Origin of the sequence: Citrobacter sp. Cf088 (assembly GCF_030334295.1) — a bacterium.
Classification (GTDB): Bacteria; Pseudomonadota; Gammaproteobacteria; order Enterobacterales; family Enterobacteriaceae; genus Citrobacter; species Citrobacter freundii.
Map to the genome: position 1 here is coordinate 102,967 of NZ_JAOWEE010000037.1, position 16,483 is coordinate 119,449.

The window sequence follows — 16,483 nt, forward strand, 5'->3', positions numbered from 1 at the left end:
TTTTTCTTTTTCTCATCTTATATGTATGGTAAATCATATTAACGGAGATTATTTCTTCACTCCGTCTGGGAAAAGGGAGTTTAGAGTGACAGTGGAGTTAAATATGCCAGAAGTAAAAATAACAGATAAAACAAATATTATAGATATTGGGAAACCACAGCTTCGTATGGTTGATCTTAATTTATTAACCGTCTTTGATGCGGTGATGCAAGAACAAAACATTACCCGTGCCGCGCATACTTTGGGGATGTCGCAACCTGCTGTCAGTAATGCGGTCGCGCGCCTGAAAATTATGTTTAATGATGAGCTTTTTGTTCGTTATGGACGCGGTATCCAGCCGACAGCAAGAGCCTTCCAGCTATTTGGTTCTGTTCGGCAGGCATTGCAATTAGTGCAGAATGAACTGCCTGGATCGGGTTTTGAGCCAGCCAGCAGCGAGCGCGTATTCAATCTTTGCGTATGCAGCCCATTGGATAATATTCTGACCTCGTTGATTTATAATAGAGTTGAGCAAGTTGCACCAAACATTCATGTCGTATTTAAATCTTCACTCAATCAAAATACAGAGCATCAATTACGTTACCAGGAAACTGAATTCGTTATTAGTTATGAAGAGTTCCGACGTCCTGAATTTACCAGTATTCCGTTATTCAATGACGAAATGGTGTTAGTGGCAAGTAAAAAGCATCCGCGCATTAGTGGTCCTTTACTGGAAAGCAATGTCTATAATGAACAGCATGCGGTGGTGTCACTTGATCGCTTCGCATCATTCAGCCAACCGTGGTATGACACACCGGATAAACAATCCTGCGTGGCTTATCAGGGCATGGCATTAATTAGTGTTCTAAATATTGTGTCGCAAACGCATTTGGTCTCTATTGCGCCGCGTTGGTTAGTAGAAGAATTTGCCGATTCTTTAGAACTACAGATCTTACCTTTACCGTTAAAATTGAACAGCCGCACATGCTATCTTTCATGGCATGAAGCCGCAGGCCGGGATAAAGGACATCAATGGATGGAAGAGTTGTTAGTCTCCGTTTGTAAGCAGTAGCATTTAGCAGAGTAAACCGGACGGTGCATCCTGTTTATTCTGCTTTTAACTTTATAACTGAAATTTTATGCTGAACTCTATTTTTTACGTCTGTCCAAAAGTGTCAAAAAATAGAGTAATCGCTGTAAGTTCCCATTTTTAAGCGATTATTTATCATACTGATTGCTTATGCTGGTTTAATTCTCCGTTTATTCGCGTCTTTCCTCCTTTTTATTCTTATTTACTCCAGTGCCACCCCTTCGGAGTCAATTGCCATGCGTCATCGTCAGCGGTTAATGTGTTGTTAAACCGCAATTCATTATAAGAGTGAGGCAAGCCATGGAGATGTTGTCTGGAGCCGAGATGGTCGTCCGATCGCTCATCGATCAGGGTGTGAAGCAGGTATTCGGTTATCCCGGGGGGGCCGTCCTCGATATTTATGATGCCCTGCATACGGTCGGCGGTATTGATCATGTGCTGGTCCGCCATGAACAAGCGGCGGTACATATGGCTGATGGCCTTGCGCGTGCCACGGGAGAAGTGGGGGTAGTATTGGTCACCTCCGGGCCGGGGGCGACCAACGCGATTACCGGGATCGCAACGGCTTACATGGATTCCATTCCGCTGGTGATCCTCTCCGGACAGGTCGCAACGTCGCTGATTGGCTACGATGCCTTCCAGGAGTGCGACATGGTAGGTATATCCCGCCCGGTGGTGAAACATAGCTTCCTGGTCAAACAAACGGAAGATATCCCGCAGGTGCTGAAAAAAGCCTTCTGGCTGGCAGCAAGCGGTCGTCCGGGGCCAGTGGTGGTGGATTTGCCGAAGGATATTCTGAATCCGGCGAAGAAACTGCCTTATAGCTGGCCGGACTCGGTGAGTATGCGCTCGTATAATCCGACGACGACGGGACATAAAGGACAGATAAAACGGGCGTTGCAGACGCTGGTCGCGGCGAAGAAACCGGTTGTTTATGTGGGCGGTGGCGCGGTCAATGCCGCTTGCCATGAGCAGTTAGCTCAGATTGCTGAAGCGCTGAATCTGCCGGTTGTCTCCTCGCTCATGGGGTTGGGCGCGTTTCCGGCCACGCATCGTCAGGCGCTGGGCATGTTGGGCATGCACGGTACCTACGAAGCCAATATGACCATGCATCATTCCGATGTGATCTTTGCCGTTGGCGTTCGCTTTGACGATCGAACGACGAATAACCTGGCAAAATATTGTCCGAATGCGACCGTGCTGCATATCGATATCGATCCGACCTCTATTTCCAAAACCGTTACTGCGGATATTCCGATTGTGGGGGATGCCCGCCTGGTGCTGGATCAGATGCTCGAACTACTGGAGCAGGAGAAATCTCAGCAGCCGCTGGATGATAATCGTGACTGGTGGCAACAGATTGAGCACTGGCGTGCCCGTCAGTGTCTGAAATACGACACGCAAAGCGAAAGTATTAAGCCACAGGCAGTGATTGAAACCATCTGGCGTCTGACGAAAGGGGAGGCGTATGTGACCTCTGACGTTGGCCAACACCAGATGTTTGCCGCACTTTACTATCCGTTCGATAAACCGCGTCGCTGGATTAACTCAGGCGGCCTCGGGACTATGGGATTCGGTTTACCTGCGGCGTTAGGGGTGAAAATGACTTTGCCGGATGAAACGGTAGTGTGCGTCACCGGGGATGGCAGCATTCAGATGAATATCCAGGAGCTGTCGACGGCGCTGCAATATGAACTGCCGGTGCTGGTACTCAACCTTAACAACCGTTATCTCGGCATGGTCAAACAGTGGCAGGACATGATCTACTCCGGGCGTCACTCACAGTCTTACATGCAGTCGCTGCCCGATTTCGTGCGCCTTGCTGAGGCTTATGGACATATCGGTATCCAGATTAATCGGCCTGAAGAACTTGAGAGCAAGTTGGGCGAAGCGCTGGAACATGTGCGTAACCATCGTCTGGTGTTTGTCGATGTCACCGTCGACGGTAGTGAACATGTCTACCCGATGCAGATTCGTGGGGGTGGGATGGATGAAATGTGGTTAAGCAAAACGGAGAGGACCTGATTATGCGCCGGATATTATCAGTATTGCTTGAAAACGAGTCAGGTGCATTATCGCGTGTGATTGGCCTCTTCGCCCAGCGTGGTTACAACATTGAAAGCCTGACCGTCGCGCCGACCGACGATCCGACCTTATCGCGGATGACGATTCAGACGGTAGGGGATGAGAAAGTCCTTGAGCAGATCGAAAAGCAGCTCCACAAACTGGTGGATGTTCTACGCGTTAGCGAGCTGGGACAGGGCGCCCACGTTGAACGAGAAATCATGCTGGTGAAAATCCAGGCCAGCGGTTATGGCCGGGAAGAAGTGAAACGCAACACGGAGATTTTCCGCGGGCAAATCATCGATGTCACGCCGTCTATCTACACCGTACAACTGGCGGGCACCAGCGATAAGCTGGATGCGTTTCTGGCAACGCTGCGTGAAGTCGCTAAAATTGTGGAAGTTGCTCGCTCCGGCGTGGTGGGGCTTTCCCGCGGCGATAAAATCATGCGTTAATCATGATCGGGTTCTGAATTCGCAAGCCCAACGACTCAGGTTGGGCTTTTTTTTGCGAAATCAGCGGTAACCAGAGACAAAAGCGGTTGCCGGAGTCATTATTCTGCGCTTAGATGTTAATAAATTTAACCCATGCCATCACAAAGGTTATGGTTTGTACATTTTACGCAAGGGGCAATTGTGAAACTGGATGAAATCGCTCGGTTGGCCGGCGTTTCGCGAACGACTGCAAGCTACGTTATTAATGGCAAAGCAAAGCAATATCGCGTAAGCGACAAAACGGTTGAAAAAGTCATGGCGGTGGTGCGCGAGCATAATTACCACCCGAATGCCGTGGCGGCCGGGCTGCGTGCTGGACGCACACGTTCTATCGGGCTGGTGATCCCGGATCTTGAGAACACGAGCTATACCCGGATCGCAAACTATCTGGAGCGCCAGGCGCGTCAACGTGGGTATCAGCTGTTGATTGCCTGCTCTGAAGATCAGCCAGATAACGAAATGCGCTGTATTGAGCATCTTTTACAGCGCCAGGTCGATGCCATTATTGTGTCGACTTCCTTGCCGCCTGAACATCCGTTCTACCAACGCTGGGCAAACAGTTCATTCCCGATTGTGGCGCTGGATCGTGCACTGGATCGCGAACATTTTACCAGTGTTGTGGGTGCAGATCAGGATGATGCGGAAATGCTGGCGGAAGAGTTACGCAAATTCCCTGCTGAAACCGTCCTCTATCTGGGCGCGCTTCCTGAATTATCCGTCAGTTTCCTGCGCGAACAGGGTTTTCGTACCGCGTGGAAGGACGATCCGCGTGAAGTCCATTTCCTGTACGCCAACAGCTATGAGCGGGAAGCTGCAGCGCAGCTGTTTGATAAATGGCTGGAAACGCACCCAATGCCTCAGGCGTTGTTTACCACGTCGTTTGCCCTGTTGCAGGGGGTGATGGATGTGACTCTGCGTCGTGATGGGCAGTTGCCGTCTGATTTAGCGATTGCGACTTTTGGCGATCACGAACTGCTCGACTTCCTGCAGTGCCCTGTACTGGCAGTGGCACAGCGCCATCGTGATGTCGCGGAACGCGTGCTGGAGATTGTACTGGCAAGTCTGGACGAACCGCGTAAACCAAAACCAGGTTTAACGCGTATACGGCGTAATCTGTACCGTCGCGGTATTCTCAGCCGTAACTAAGTTCCCTCAATTGATGACGTCGGCGGGATAAGCCTCTGACGTCTTCAGTTTTTCTATTCTCAGAAATAACCGCATTATATTTAAGAATATTCTTTAGAATTATCTGAAATGTATTCTTGAAATACCCCGAATTAAAAATGCAACTATCCATTTTTGGGTTATTGATACGTAACGACGCGTTACGGTTGTATTATTTTGTTACATGCATGTGTGGATTTGCCGAATTAACAAACACTTTGCTCTCGTATTGCGGCCATCTGGTGCTTACCTTGGTCCTGCGCGGCGTACAGACCGATTAACTGGTACTGTTAACTCGCTGCATATTGTCCTAAAATGCCGCTCGCGTCGCAAACTGACACTTTATATTTTCTTCTGATGATATTCAGTTGTTTTAAACAATGATGAGTTGTTGGATTTTTTTCTTACAAATATTCATGACGTTAATTTGCTTCGTTTGCTGTACGGATTTTGTTCAACGCTGATATTAGCCGTAAACAATGGGTTTTTTGCTCCGCTAAGCGCCGCGACTTGCTTGACAAGGTTTTCCTCCGCTCCGTAAACTCCTTTAAGTGGGAATTTGTGGGATAAAGTGGTAATCGGGGGTGAGACTGGCATGTTCCGGGGAGCAACGTTAGTTAATCTCGACAGTAAAGGGCGCTTATCCGTGCCTACCCGTTATCGGGATCAACTGCTTGAGAGCGCTACCGGTCAAATGGTTTGCACCATTGACATCCATCACCCGTGCCTGCTGCTGTACCCCCTGCCTGAATGGGAAATAATCGAGCAGAAGCTATCGCGTCTGTCGAGCATGAATCCAGTTGAGCGTCGCGTACAGCGCTTATTGTTGGGTCATGCCAGCGAATGTCAGATGGATAACGCTGGTCGATTACTGATAGCGCCCATTCTGCGGCAACACGCAGGGCTAACGAAAGAAGTGATGCTGGTTGGGCAGTTCAATAAGTTTGAGCTGTGGGATGAAACGACCTGGTATCAACAGGTCAAGGAAGATATCGACGCTGAGCAGTCTGTTACTGGCGCGTTGTCGGAACGATTGCAGGATTTGTCTCTATAAAATGACGGAAAATTATAAACATACAACGGTGTTGCTGGATGAAGCCGTAAACGGCCTGAATATTCGTCCAGACGGCATCTACATTGACGGGACATTTGGTCGCGGTGGTCACTCACGTCTGATCCTCTCCCAGCTTGGCGAAGAGGGGCGTTTACTGGCAATCGATCGCGATCCGCAGGCTATTGCCGTTGCTAAAACGATTACCGATCCTCGCTTCTCCATCGTACATGGACCTTTCTCTGCGCTGGCTGACTATGTCGCTGAGCGTGGACTGACCGGTAAGATCGACGGGATTCTTCTCGATCTGGGCGTTTCTTCACCGCAGCTCGATGACGCAGAGCGCGGTTTTTCGTTTATGCGTGACGGTCCGTTAGATATGCGTATGGACCCAACACGCGGTCAGTCAGCGGCCGAATGGCTGCAAACCGCCGATGAAGCAGACATTGCCTGGGTGATTAAAACCTTTGGCGAAGAGCGCTTCGGCAAACGCATTGCGCGCGCCATCGTGGAGCGTAACCGCATCGAACCGATGACCCGCACCAAAGAACTGGCGGAAGTTATTGCGGCGGCAATGCCGGTGAAGGACAAATTCAAACATCCCGCGACCCGTACCTTCCAGGCGGTGCGCATTTGGGTGAACAGTGAACTGGAGGAGATAGAGCAGGCGCTAAAAAGCTCGCTCAGCGTGCTGGCTCCAGGTGGTCGCCTTTCGATCATCAGTTTCCATTCGCTTGAAGACCGCATTGTGAAACGCTTTATGCGTGAACAAAGCCGTGGCCCTCAGGTACCGGCTGGAATACCGATGACCGAAGCGCAGATCAAAAAACTGGGCGGCCGTGAGTTAAGAGCACTAGGCAAGATGATGCCGGGTGAAGAAGAGGTCGCTGAGAATCCTCGTGCCCGTAGTTCAGTTCTGCGTATTGCAGAGAGGACGAACGCATGATCAGCAGAGTGACAGAAGCCCTCAGCAAAGTTAAAGGATCGATAGGAAGCAACGAGCGCCATGCATTGCCTGGCGTGATCGGTGACGATCTTTTGCGGTTTGGGAAGCTGCCACTCTGCCTGTTCATTTGCATTATTTTGACGGCGGTTACCGTCGTGACAACAGCGCACCATACGCGGTTACTGACTGCGCAGCGTGAGCAGCTGGTCCTGGAGCGAGATGCGCTGGATATCGAATGGCGTAACTTGATCCTTGAGGAGAACGCGCTCGGCGACCATAGCCGTGTTGAACGGATCGCAACGGAAAAGCTGCAAATGCAGCATGTCGATCCCTCACAAGAAAATATCGTAGTACAAAAATAAGGATAAACGCGACGCATGAAAGCAGCGGCAAAAACGCACAAACCAAAACGCCAGGAAGAACAAGCCAACTTTATCAGTTGGCGTTTTGCGTTACTGTGCGGCTGTATTTTGCTGGCACTGGGTTTTCTGCTGGGTCGCGTTGCCTGGCTGCAAATCATCGCGCCGGACATGCTGGTGCGTCAGGGTGATATGCGCTCTCTACGCGTCCAGGAAGTGTCTACATCGCGCGGAATGATTACCGACCGCTCTGGTCGTCCGCTGGCGGTGAGTGTTCCGGTTAAAGCTATATGGGCCGACCCGAAAGAAGTACATGATGCCGGCGGAGTGAGCGTTGGCGAACGCTGGAGAGCGCTGTCAACCGCGCTGAATCTCCCGCTCGATCAACTGGCTTCCCGCATTAACGCGAATCCGAAAGGGCGCTTTATCTATCTGGCGCGTCAGGTAAACCCTGACATGGCTGATTACATCAAAAAACTGAAGCTGCCAGGTATCCATCTGCGCGAAGAATCCCGCCGTTACTACCCTTCCGGGGAAGTGACTGCTCACCTCATCGGATTTACGAACGTCGACAGCCAGGGCATTGAAGGCGTTGAGAAGAGCTTCGACAAGTGGCTCACCGGACAACCGGGCGAGCGTATTGTACGTAAAGACCGGTATGGCCGCGTCATTGAAGATATCTCCTCTACCGACAGCCAGGCGGCGCATAACCTCGCGTTGAGCATTGATGAGCGTTTACAGGCACTGGTCTACCGTGAACTGAATAACGCCGTGGCGTTCAACAAGGCGGAGTCAGGCAGTGCGGTACTGGTGGATGTGAACACTGGTGAAGTGCTGGCAATGGCCAACAGTCCGTCCTACAACCCGAACAATCTCACTGGTACGCCAAAAGACGCGATGCGTAACCGCACCATTACCGACGTGTTTGAACCGGGTTCTACCGTTAAACCGATGGTGGTGATGACCGCGCTGCAGCGCGGTGTGGTACGCGAAAATACGGTCCTCAACACTATCCCTTACCGAATTAATGGTCACGAAATCAAAGACGTGGCACGTTATAGCGAATTAACCCTCACCGGGGTTTTGCAGAAGTCGAGTAACGTCGGTGTTTCCAAGCTGGCGTTAGCGATGCCGTCCTCAGCGTTAGTAGATACTTACTCACGTTTTGGGCTGGGAAAAGCGACCAATTTGGGGTTGGTCGGAGAACGCAGTGGCTTATATCCTCAAAAACAACGGTGGTCTGACATAGAGAGGGCCACCTTCTCTTTCGGCTACGGGCTAATGGTAACGCCGTTACAGTTAGCGCGAGTCTATGCAACGATCGGCAGTTACGGCGTTTATCGTCCACTGTCGATTACCAAAGTTGACCCTCCAGTTCCGGGCGAGCGTATCTTCCCGGAAGCGACCGTACGCACCGTGGTGCACATGATGGAAAGCGTGGCGCTGCCCGGTGGCGGCGGCGTGAAGGCGGCGATTAAAGGCTATCGCATCGCCATTAAAACCGGTACGGCGAAAAAAGTAGGGCCAGATGGCCGCTACATCAACAAATACATTGCTTATACCGCAGGTGTTGCGCCTGCGAGTCAGCCGCGCTTCGCGCTGGTTGTTGTTATCAACGATCCGCAGGCGGGTAAATACTACGGTGGCGCCGTTTCCGCGCCGGTCTTTGGTGCCATCATGGGCGGCGTATTGCGTACCATGAACATCGAGCCGGATGCGCTGACAACGGGCGATAAAAATGAATTTGTGAATAATCAAGGCGAGGCAACAGGTGGCAGATCGTAATTTGCGCGACCTTCTTGCTCCATGGGTGCCGGGTGCACCGGAGCGAGCACTGCGGGAGATGACGCTTGACAGCCGTGTGGCTGCATCGGGCGATCTCTTTGTCGCAGTATTAGGTCATCAGGCGGACGGGCGTCGGTATATCCCGCAGGCGATAGCGCAAGGTGTGGCTGCCATTATTGCAGAAGCGAAAGATGAAGCTACTGATGGTGAAATCCGTGAAATGCACGGCGTTCCAGTCATCTATCTTAGTCAGCTTAACGAACGTTTATCTGCACTGGCAGGCCGTTTTTACCACGAGCCTTCTGAGAAAATGCGTCTGGTCGGCGTGACCGGGACCAACGGTAAAACCACCACCACCCAACTGCTGGCACAGTGGAGCCAACTGCTTGGCGAAACCAGCGCGGTGATGGGAACAGTAGGCAATGGCCTGCTGGGCAAAGTGATCCCGACGGAAAATACCACCGGTTCAGCCGTTGATGTCCAGCATGTGCTGGCGGGGCTGGTTGCGCAGGGCGCAACGGTTGGCGCGATGGAAGTATCTTCACACGGTCTGGTTCAGCATCGCGTGGCGGCGCTGAAGTTTGCCGCATCAGTATTTACTAACTTAAGCCGTGACCATCTCGACTACCACGGCGACATGGAACATTACGAAGCCGCGAAATGGCTGCTGTATTCCACGCACCATTGCGGTCAGGCCATCGTCAATGCGGATGATGAAGTCGGTCGTCGCTGGTTGGCGAAACTCCCGGATGCGGTTGCCGTTTCGATGGAAGACCACATCAACCCGAACTGTCACGGTCGTTGGTTAAAAGCGGTTGACGTGAAGTATCACGACAGCGGGGCAACGATTCGTTTTACCTCCTCATGGGGCGACGGCGAAATTGAAAGCCGCCTGATGGGGGCGTTTAACGTCAGCAATCTGCTGCTGGCGCTGGCAACGCTGCTGGCACTGGGCTATCCGTTAGCTGATTTACTGAAAACGGCGACACAATTGCAGCCGGTTTGCGGGCGTATGGAAGTGTTCAGCGCGCCGGGTAAAACCACCGTGGTGGTTGATTACGCCCATACGCCAGATGCGCTGGAAAAAGCGCTACAGGCGGCACGTCTGCACTGTACTGGCAAACTGTGGTGCGTCTTTGGCTGCGGCGGCGATCGCGATAAAGGCAAACGTCCGTTGATGGGCGCAATTGCCGAGCAGTTTGCCGATGTTGTTGTGGTGACCGATGACAACCCGCGTACCGAAGAGCCGCGCGCCATTATTAACGACATTCTGGCGGGGATGCTGGATGCCGGACAGGCGAAGGTGATGGAAGGTCGCGCAGAAGCGGTGACAAACGCCATTATGCAGGCGAAAGAAAATGATGTGGTGCTGGTGGCCGGTAAAGGTCATGAAGACTACCAGATCGTTGGTTCACAGCGCCTCGATTATTCTGACCGCGTCACGGCAGCGCGTCTGCTGGGGGTTATCGCATGATTAGCGTAACGCTAAGCCAACTGGCGGAGATCCTCCGTGGCGAATTGAAAGGGGCCGATCTGACCCTTGATGCCGTAACAACCGATACGCGTAAAGTGACGCCGGGCTGCCTGTTTGTGGCACTGAAAGGCGAACGCTTTGATGCCCATGATTTTGCAGACAAAGCGCAAGAGGGCGGGGCCGGTGCGCTGTTGGTCAGCCGCCCGTTGGATACCAACCTGCCGCAACTGATTGTTAACGATACGCGTCTGGCGTTTGGTGAACTGGCTGCGTGGGTTCGCGCCCAGGTTCCGGCGCGCGTTGTCGCGCTGACCGGCTCATCCGGTAAAACGTCCGTCAAAGAGATGACGGCTGCCATTCTGAGCCAGTGTGGTAACACCCTATATACCGCGGGCAACCTGAATAACGACATCGGTGTACCGATGACGCTGCTGCGCTTAAACAACGATTACGACTATGCCGTGATTGAGCTCGGTGCCAACCATCAGGGCGAAATCGCCTGGACCGTCGGCCTGACGCGTCCGGAAGCGGCGCTGGTGAACAACCTGGCCGCCGCGCACCTGGAAGGCTTCGGCTCTCTGGCGGGCGTTGCGAAGGCAAAAGGTGAGATTTTTACCGGCCTGTCAGCGAACGGTATCGCCATTATGAATGCCGACAACAACGACTGGCTGAACTGGCAAAGCATCATCGGCGATCGCAAAGTCTGGCGTTTCTCCCCGAATGCAGCCAATAGCGACTTTTCGGCGACCAACGTTCATGTGACCTCGCATGGCACGGAATTTTCTCTGCAAACGCCGACCGGAAGCATTGATGTCCTGCTGCCGTTACCGGGTCGCCATAATATCGCTAACGCCCTTGCGGCGGCGGCGCTCTCTATGGCGGTAGGCGCGACGCACGAGGCGATCAAAGCGGGTTTGAAGGATCTGCAAGCGGTACCGGGGCGTCTGTTCCCGATTCAACTCGCGGAAAATCAGCTGCTGCTGGACGACTCCTATAACGCGAACGTCGGTTCGATGACCGCAGCGGTGCAGGTGCTGTCTGAAATGCCGGGCTATCGCGTACTGGTCGTTGGCGATATGGCAGAGCTTGGCGCAGAAAGCGAAGCATGCCATGTACAGGTGGGTGTTGCTGCGAAAGCCGCAGACATCGACCGTGTACTGAGTACGGGAAAACTGAGTCAGGCAATTAGCGACGCCAGTGGCGTTGGCGAACATTTTGCGGATAAAAGTGCGCTGGCCGCGCATCTTAAAGCATTGATTGCAGAACATCAGGTCATGACGATTTTAGTGAAGGGTTCACGTAGTGCCGCCATGGAAGAGGTAGTACGCGCATTACAGGAGAATGGGACATGTTAGTTTGGCTGGCCGAACATTTGGTCAAATATTATTCCGGCTTTAACGTCTTTTCCTATCTGACGTTTCGCGCCATCGTCAGCCTGCTGACCGCGCTGTTCATCTCTTTGTGGATGGGCCCGCGCATGATTGCCCGCTTACAAAAAATGTCCTTTGGACAGGTCGTACGTAACGACGGTCCGGAATCGCACTTCAGTAAACGCGGTACGCCAACCATGGGTGGGATCATGATCCTCACCGCGATAGTTATCTCCGTACTGCTGTGGGCATATCCGTCGAACCCGTACGTATGGTGCGTGCTGGTGGTATTGATTGGCTACGGCATTATCGGTTTTGTCGATGACTACCGCAAAGTGGTGCGCAAAGATACCAAGGGCCTGATTGCCCGCTGGAAGTACTTCTGGATGTCGGTGATTGCGCTGGGTGTAGCCTTTGCGCTGTACCTCGCTGGTAAAGACACCCCAGCTACCGAGCTGGTGGTGCCATTCTTTAAAGACGTGATGCCGCAACTGGGTCTGTTCTATGTTCTGCTAGCGTACTTCGTGATTGTGGGTACGGGCAATGCGGTAAACCTCACCGATGGCCTGGATGGCCTGGCGATTATGCCGACCGTGTTCGTAGCAGCGGGTTTTGCGCTGGTGGCATGGGCTACCGGTAACATGAACTTTGCCAACTATCTGCACATTCCCTATTTACGCCATGCAGGCGAACTGGTGATCGTCTGTACGGCGATTGTCGGCGCGGGATTAGGTTTCCTGTGGTTTAACACCTATCCGGCGCAGGTCTTTATGGGTGACGTAGGTTCGCTGGCGCTGGGTGGCGCGCTGGGCATTATTGCCGTGCTGCTGCGTCAAGAGTTCCTGCTGGTAATCATGGGCGGCGTATTTGTTGTAGAAACGCTGTCGGTCATTCTGCAGGTTGGCTCCTTTAAGCTGCGCGGACAGCGCATCTTCCGTATGGCGCCGATTCACCACCACTATGAACTGAAGGGCTGGCCGGAACCGCGCGTCATTGTGCGCTTCTGGATTATTTCGCTGATGCTGGTGCTGATTGGCCTGGCAACGCTGAAGGTACGTTAATCATGGCTGATTACCAGGGTAAAAAAGTCGTCATTATCGGTCTGGGATTGACCGGGCTGTCCTGCGTGGATTTCTTTCTGGCGCGTGGCGTGACGCCGCGTGTGATGGATACCCGCACAACGCCACCTGGCCTGGATAAATTGCCGGAAGCAGTTGAGCGTCATGTTGGCAGCCTGAATGATGACTGGCTGCTGGCCGCCGATCTCATCGTCGCCAGCCCTGGTATTGCCCTGGCGCATCCTTCGCTGAGCGCCGCCGCTGATGCAGGGATCGAAATTGTCGGTGACATCGAGCTGTTCTGTCGCGAAGCACAGGCGCCGATCGTCGCGATCACCGGGTCCAACGGGAAAAGTACCGTCACTACGCTGGTCGGCGAGATGGCGAAAGCGGCCGGCGTGAACGTGGGTGTTGGCGGAAATATCGGCTTACCCGCGTTGATGCTGCTTGATGACGAACGCGAGCTGTATGTTCTCGAGCTGTCGAGCTTCCAGCTGGAGACAACCTCCAGCTTACAGGCCGTAGCCGCCACCATTTTGAACGTCACCGAAGATCATATGGACAGGTATCCGTTTGGCTTGCAGCAGTACCGTGCGGCCAAACTGCGTGTCTATGAGAATGCGAAAGTGTGTGTGGTCAATGCTGATGATGCGCTGACCATGCCGATTCGCGGGGCGGATGAGCGCTGCGTGAGCTTTGGCATCAACATGGGTGACTATCATCTCAATCGTCAGCAGGGTGAAACCTGGCTGCGGGTGAAGGGTGAAAAAGTCCTGAACGTGAAAGAGATGACGCTTACCGGCCAGCATAACTATACCAACGCCCTGGCGGCGCTGGCGCTGGCGGATGCTGCGGGTCTGCCGCGGGCGTCCAGCCTGAAAGCGCTGACTACCTTTACCGGTCTGGCGCATCGTTTCCAGTTGGTACTGAATCATAACGGTGTGCGTTGGATCAACGATTCAAAAGCCACCAACGTCGGCAGCACCGAAGCGGCACTGAATGGTCTGCACGTTGAGGGTACGCTGCACCTGCTGCTGGGCGGTGACGGGAAATCCGCCGACTTTATGCCGCTGCAACGTTACCTGACTGGCGACAACATTCGTCTGTACTGCTTTGGTCGCGATGGCGCACAGCTTGCCGCTCTGCGTCCTGAGGTTGCGGAACACACTGAAACCATGGAGCAGGCAATGCGTCTGCTCGCACCGCGTGTGAAGTCGGGTGATATGGTGCTGCTGTCGCCAGCCTGTGCCAGCCTTGACCAGTTCAAGAACTTTGAGCAACGTGGTGACGTCTTTACCCGTTTGGCGAAGGAGTTGGGTTGATGCGCTTCTCTCTCCCTCGTCTGAAAATGCCGCGCGTACCGGGACTGGGTGTCCTGGCGTGGATCTTCGCGGCACTTAAAGGCTGGGTGATGGCTTCGCGTGATAAAGACGCGGACAGCCTGATCATGTATGACCGCATGCTGCTGTGGCTGACTTTTGGTCTGGCAGCGATCGGTTTTGTGATGGTGACATCGGCATCGATGCCCGTAGGGCAACGCCTGGCAGGCGATCCCTTCCTGTTCGCTAAACGTGACGCGCTGTATATCTTCCTCGCGTTCTGTCTGGCGATGGTGACGTTACGTCTGCCGATGGAGTTCTGGCAAAAGTACAGCACGACAATGCTGATCGCCTCGATCATCATGTTGTTGATCGTTCTGGTGGTGGGGAGTTCCGTTAACGGGGCATCGCGCTGGATCGCGCTGGGTCCACTGCGTATTCAGCCTGCGGAATTCACCAAGCTGTCGCTGTTCTGTTATCTCGCCAACTACCTGGTGCGTAAAGTCGATGAAGTGCGTAACAACCTGCGCGGCTTCTTAAAACCGATGGGTGTGATTCTGGTGCTGGCAATCTTGCTGCTGGCGCAGCCTGACCTTGGTACGGTAGTGGTGCTGTTTGTCACGACGCTGGCGATGCTGTTTCTCGCTGGAGCGAAACTGTGGCAGTTCATTGCCATTATCGGTATGGGGATTTCGGCGGTAGTGCTGCTGATCCTTGCCGAACCATATCGTATTCGCCGCGTAACCTCCTTCTGGAACCCATGGGAAGATCCGTTTGGCAGCGGCTACCAGTTAACGCAATCGCTGATGGCTTTTGGTCGCGGTGAGATTTGGGGGCAGGGTTTAGGTAATTCGGTGCAAAAACTGGAGTATTTACCGGAAGCGCACACCGACTTCATCTTCGCCATCATTGGGGAAGAGCTGGGTTATATCGGTGTGGTATTGGCACTTTTAATGGTATTCTTCGTCGCTTTTCGCGCGATGTCGATTGGCCGCAAAGCGCTGGAAATTGACCACCGTTTTTCAGGCTTTTTAGCCTGCTCCATCGGGATTTGGTTTAGCTTCCAGGCGCTGGTAAACGTAGGTGCGGCAGCTGGTATGCTGCCAACCAAAGGTCTGACGTTACCGCTGATCAGTTATGGTGGTTCCAGTTTGTTGATTATGTCGACGGCCATCATGTTTTTGTTACGTATTGATTATGAAACGCGTCTGGAAAAAGCCCAGGCGTTTACACGAGGTGCACGATGAGTGGTCAACCGAAGCGGTTAATGGTGATGGCAGGCGGTACCGGCGGGCATGTGTTCCCGGGGCTGGCGGTCGCGCATCATTTAATGGCTCAGGGCTGGCAAGTTCGTTGGCTGGGCACCGCCGATCGTATGGAAGCGGACTTAGTGCCGAAGCATGGCATTGAAATTGACTTTATTCGCATCTCCGGTTTGCGTGGCAAAGGTGTCAACGCGCTGCTTGCCGCCCCCGTGCGTATTTTTAATGCCTGGCGCCAGGCGCGCGCCATCATGAAGCAGTTTAAGCCTGATGTGGTGCTGGGTATGGGCGGCTACGTGTCCGGCCCTGGCGGTCTGGCAGCCTGGTCATTAGGCATTCCGGTTGTACTGCATGAGCAGAATGGCATTGCGGGATTAACCAACAAGTGGCTGGCGAAAATTGCCACTACGGTGATGCAGGCTTTTCCTGGCGCTTTTCCGAATGCGGAAGTGGTGGGTAACCCGGTACGCACCGACGTTCTGGCGCTGCCGTCGCCCGAAGTACGTCTGGCAGGGCGTGAAGGCCCGGTTCGCGTGCTGGTCGTCGGGGGTTCTCAGGGAGCACGCGTATTGAACCAGACGATGCCGCAGGTTGCCGCAGAGCTTGGTGACGCGGTGACTATTTGGCATCAGAGCGGCAAAGGTGCGCAGCAAACCGTTGAACAGGCATATGCTGACGCGGGACAACCGCAGCACAAGGTCACTGAGTTTATTGATGATATGGCAGCCGCCTACGCGTGGGCGGATGTCGTAGTTTGTCGCTCAGGTGCGCTGACGGTAAGTGAAATTGCTGCCGCAGGTTTGCCTGCGCTGTTTGTGCCTTTCCAGCACAAAGACCGACAGCAGTACTGGAATGCGCTGCCGCTGGAGAAAGCGGGCGCCGCCAAAATTCTTGAGCAGCCGCAGTTTACTGTGGATGCCGTCGCTAACACCCTTTCCGGGTGGTCGCGAGAAACCTTATTAACCATGGCAGAACGTGCGCGCGCCGCATCCATACCGGATGCCACAGAGCGTGTTGCTAATGAAGTGAGCCGGGCTGCCCGGGCGTAATTGTGGTGATGCCTTTTGC

General features: G+C 53.4%; 14 protein-coding genes. All 14 read left to right on the forward strand.

The window, feature by feature from the left end:
• Positions 1–103: 103 nt before the first annotated feature.
• On the forward strand, positions 104–1,051 hold the full coding sequence (gene leuO, locus OGV71_RS04650) for a transcriptional regulator LeuO (protein ID WP_032948523.1): 948 nt from the start codon (positions 104–106) through the stop codon (positions 1,049–1,051).
• Positions 1,052–1,369: 318 nt separating this feature from the next.
• The gene (gene ilvI / locus OGV71_RS04655) at positions 1,370–3,094 is read left to right on the forward strand and encodes an acetolactate synthase 3 large subunit (protein ID WP_204584108.1); all 1,725 of its coding nucleotides are present in this window, start codon (positions 1,370–1,372) and stop codon (positions 3,092–3,094) included.
• Positions 3,095–3,096: 2 nt separating this feature from the next.
• Positions 3,097–3,588, forward strand: a complete 492-nt coding sequence (ilvN, locus tag OGV71_RS04660; RefSeq protein ID WP_003829566.1) for an acetolactate synthase small subunit — start codon at positions 3,097–3,099, stop codon at positions 3,586–3,588.
• 180 nt (positions 3,589–3,768) lie between these two features.
• Positions 3,769–4,773: a catabolite repressor/activator gene (cra, locus tag OGV71_RS04665; RefSeq protein WP_003018794.1), complete on the forward strand. Its 1,005-nt coding sequence runs from the start codon at positions 3,769–3,771 to the stop codon at positions 4,771–4,773.
• A gap of 613 nt (positions 4,774–5,386) precedes the next feature.
• The gene (gene mraZ / locus OGV71_RS04670) at positions 5,387–5,845 is read left to right on the forward strand and encodes a division/cell wall cluster transcriptional repressor MraZ (RefSeq protein ID WP_003018792.1); all 459 of its coding nucleotides are present in this window, start codon (positions 5,387–5,389) and stop codon (positions 5,843–5,845) included.
• Between the two features lies 1 nt (position 5,846).
• Positions 5,847–6,788 (forward strand): 16S rRNA (cytosine(1402)-N(4))-methyltransferase RsmH, encoded by a 942-nt coding sequence (gene rsmH / locus OGV71_RS04675; protein WP_003018789.1) that lies wholly within the window; start codon positions 5,847–5,849, stop codon positions 6,786–6,788.
• Positions 6,785–7,150, forward strand: a complete 366-nt coding sequence (ftsL, locus tag OGV71_RS04680; protein WP_000625651.1) for a cell division protein FtsL — start codon at positions 6,785–6,787, stop codon at positions 7,148–7,150. The genes rsmH and ftsL overlap by 4 nt, the downstream gene beginning before the upstream one ends.
• Before the next feature lie 15 nt (positions 7,151–7,165).
• Positions 7,166–8,932: a peptidoglycan glycosyltransferase FtsI gene (ftsI, locus tag OGV71_RS04685; protein WP_003018783.1), complete on the forward strand. Its 1,767-nt coding sequence runs from the start codon at positions 7,166–7,168 to the stop codon at positions 8,930–8,932.
• Positions 8,919–10,406: a UDP-N-acetylmuramoyl-L-alanyl-D-glutamate--2,6-diaminopimelate ligase gene (gene murE, locus OGV71_RS04690; RefSeq protein ID WP_003018780.1), complete on the forward strand. Its 1,488-nt coding sequence runs from the start codon at positions 8,919–8,921 to the stop codon at positions 10,404–10,406. Before ftsI ends, murE begins: the two co-directional genes overlap by 14 nt.
• Positions 10,403–11,761, forward strand: a complete 1,359-nt coding sequence (gene murF, locus OGV71_RS04695) for a UDP-N-acetylmuramoyl-tripeptide--D-alanyl-D-alanine ligase (RefSeq protein ID WP_071696592.1) — start codon at positions 10,403–10,405, stop codon at positions 11,759–11,761. Before murE ends, murF begins: the two co-directional genes overlap by 4 nt.
• Positions 11,755–12,837 (forward strand): phospho-N-acetylmuramoyl-pentapeptide-transferase, encoded by a 1,083-nt coding sequence (gene mraY, locus OGV71_RS04700; RefSeq protein ID WP_003018774.1) that lies wholly within the window; start codon positions 11,755–11,757, stop codon positions 12,835–12,837. The genes murF and mraY overlap by 7 nt, the downstream gene beginning before the upstream one ends.
• A 2-nt stretch (positions 12,838–12,839) precedes the next feature.
• A complete protein-coding gene (murD, locus tag OGV71_RS04705; protein ID WP_048219709.1) occupies positions 12,840–14,156 on the forward strand; it encodes a UDP-N-acetylmuramoyl-L-alanine--D-glutamate ligase in 1,317 nt (438 codons plus the stop codon).
• Entirely contained in the window at positions 14,156–15,400 is a 1,245-nt protein-coding gene (gene ftsW, locus OGV71_RS04710) for a cell division protein FtsW (protein ID WP_003018770.1), read from the forward strand. The genes murD and ftsW overlap by 1 nt, the downstream gene beginning before the upstream one ends.
• On the forward strand, positions 15,397–16,464 hold the full coding sequence (gene murG / locus OGV71_RS04715) for an undecaprenyldiphospho-muramoylpentapeptide beta-N-acetylglucosaminyltransferase (RefSeq protein ID WP_003018767.1): 1,068 nt from the start codon (positions 15,397–15,399) through the stop codon (positions 16,462–16,464). Before ftsW ends, murG begins: the two co-directional genes overlap by 4 nt.
• Positions 16,465–16,483: the final 19 nt, after the last annotated feature.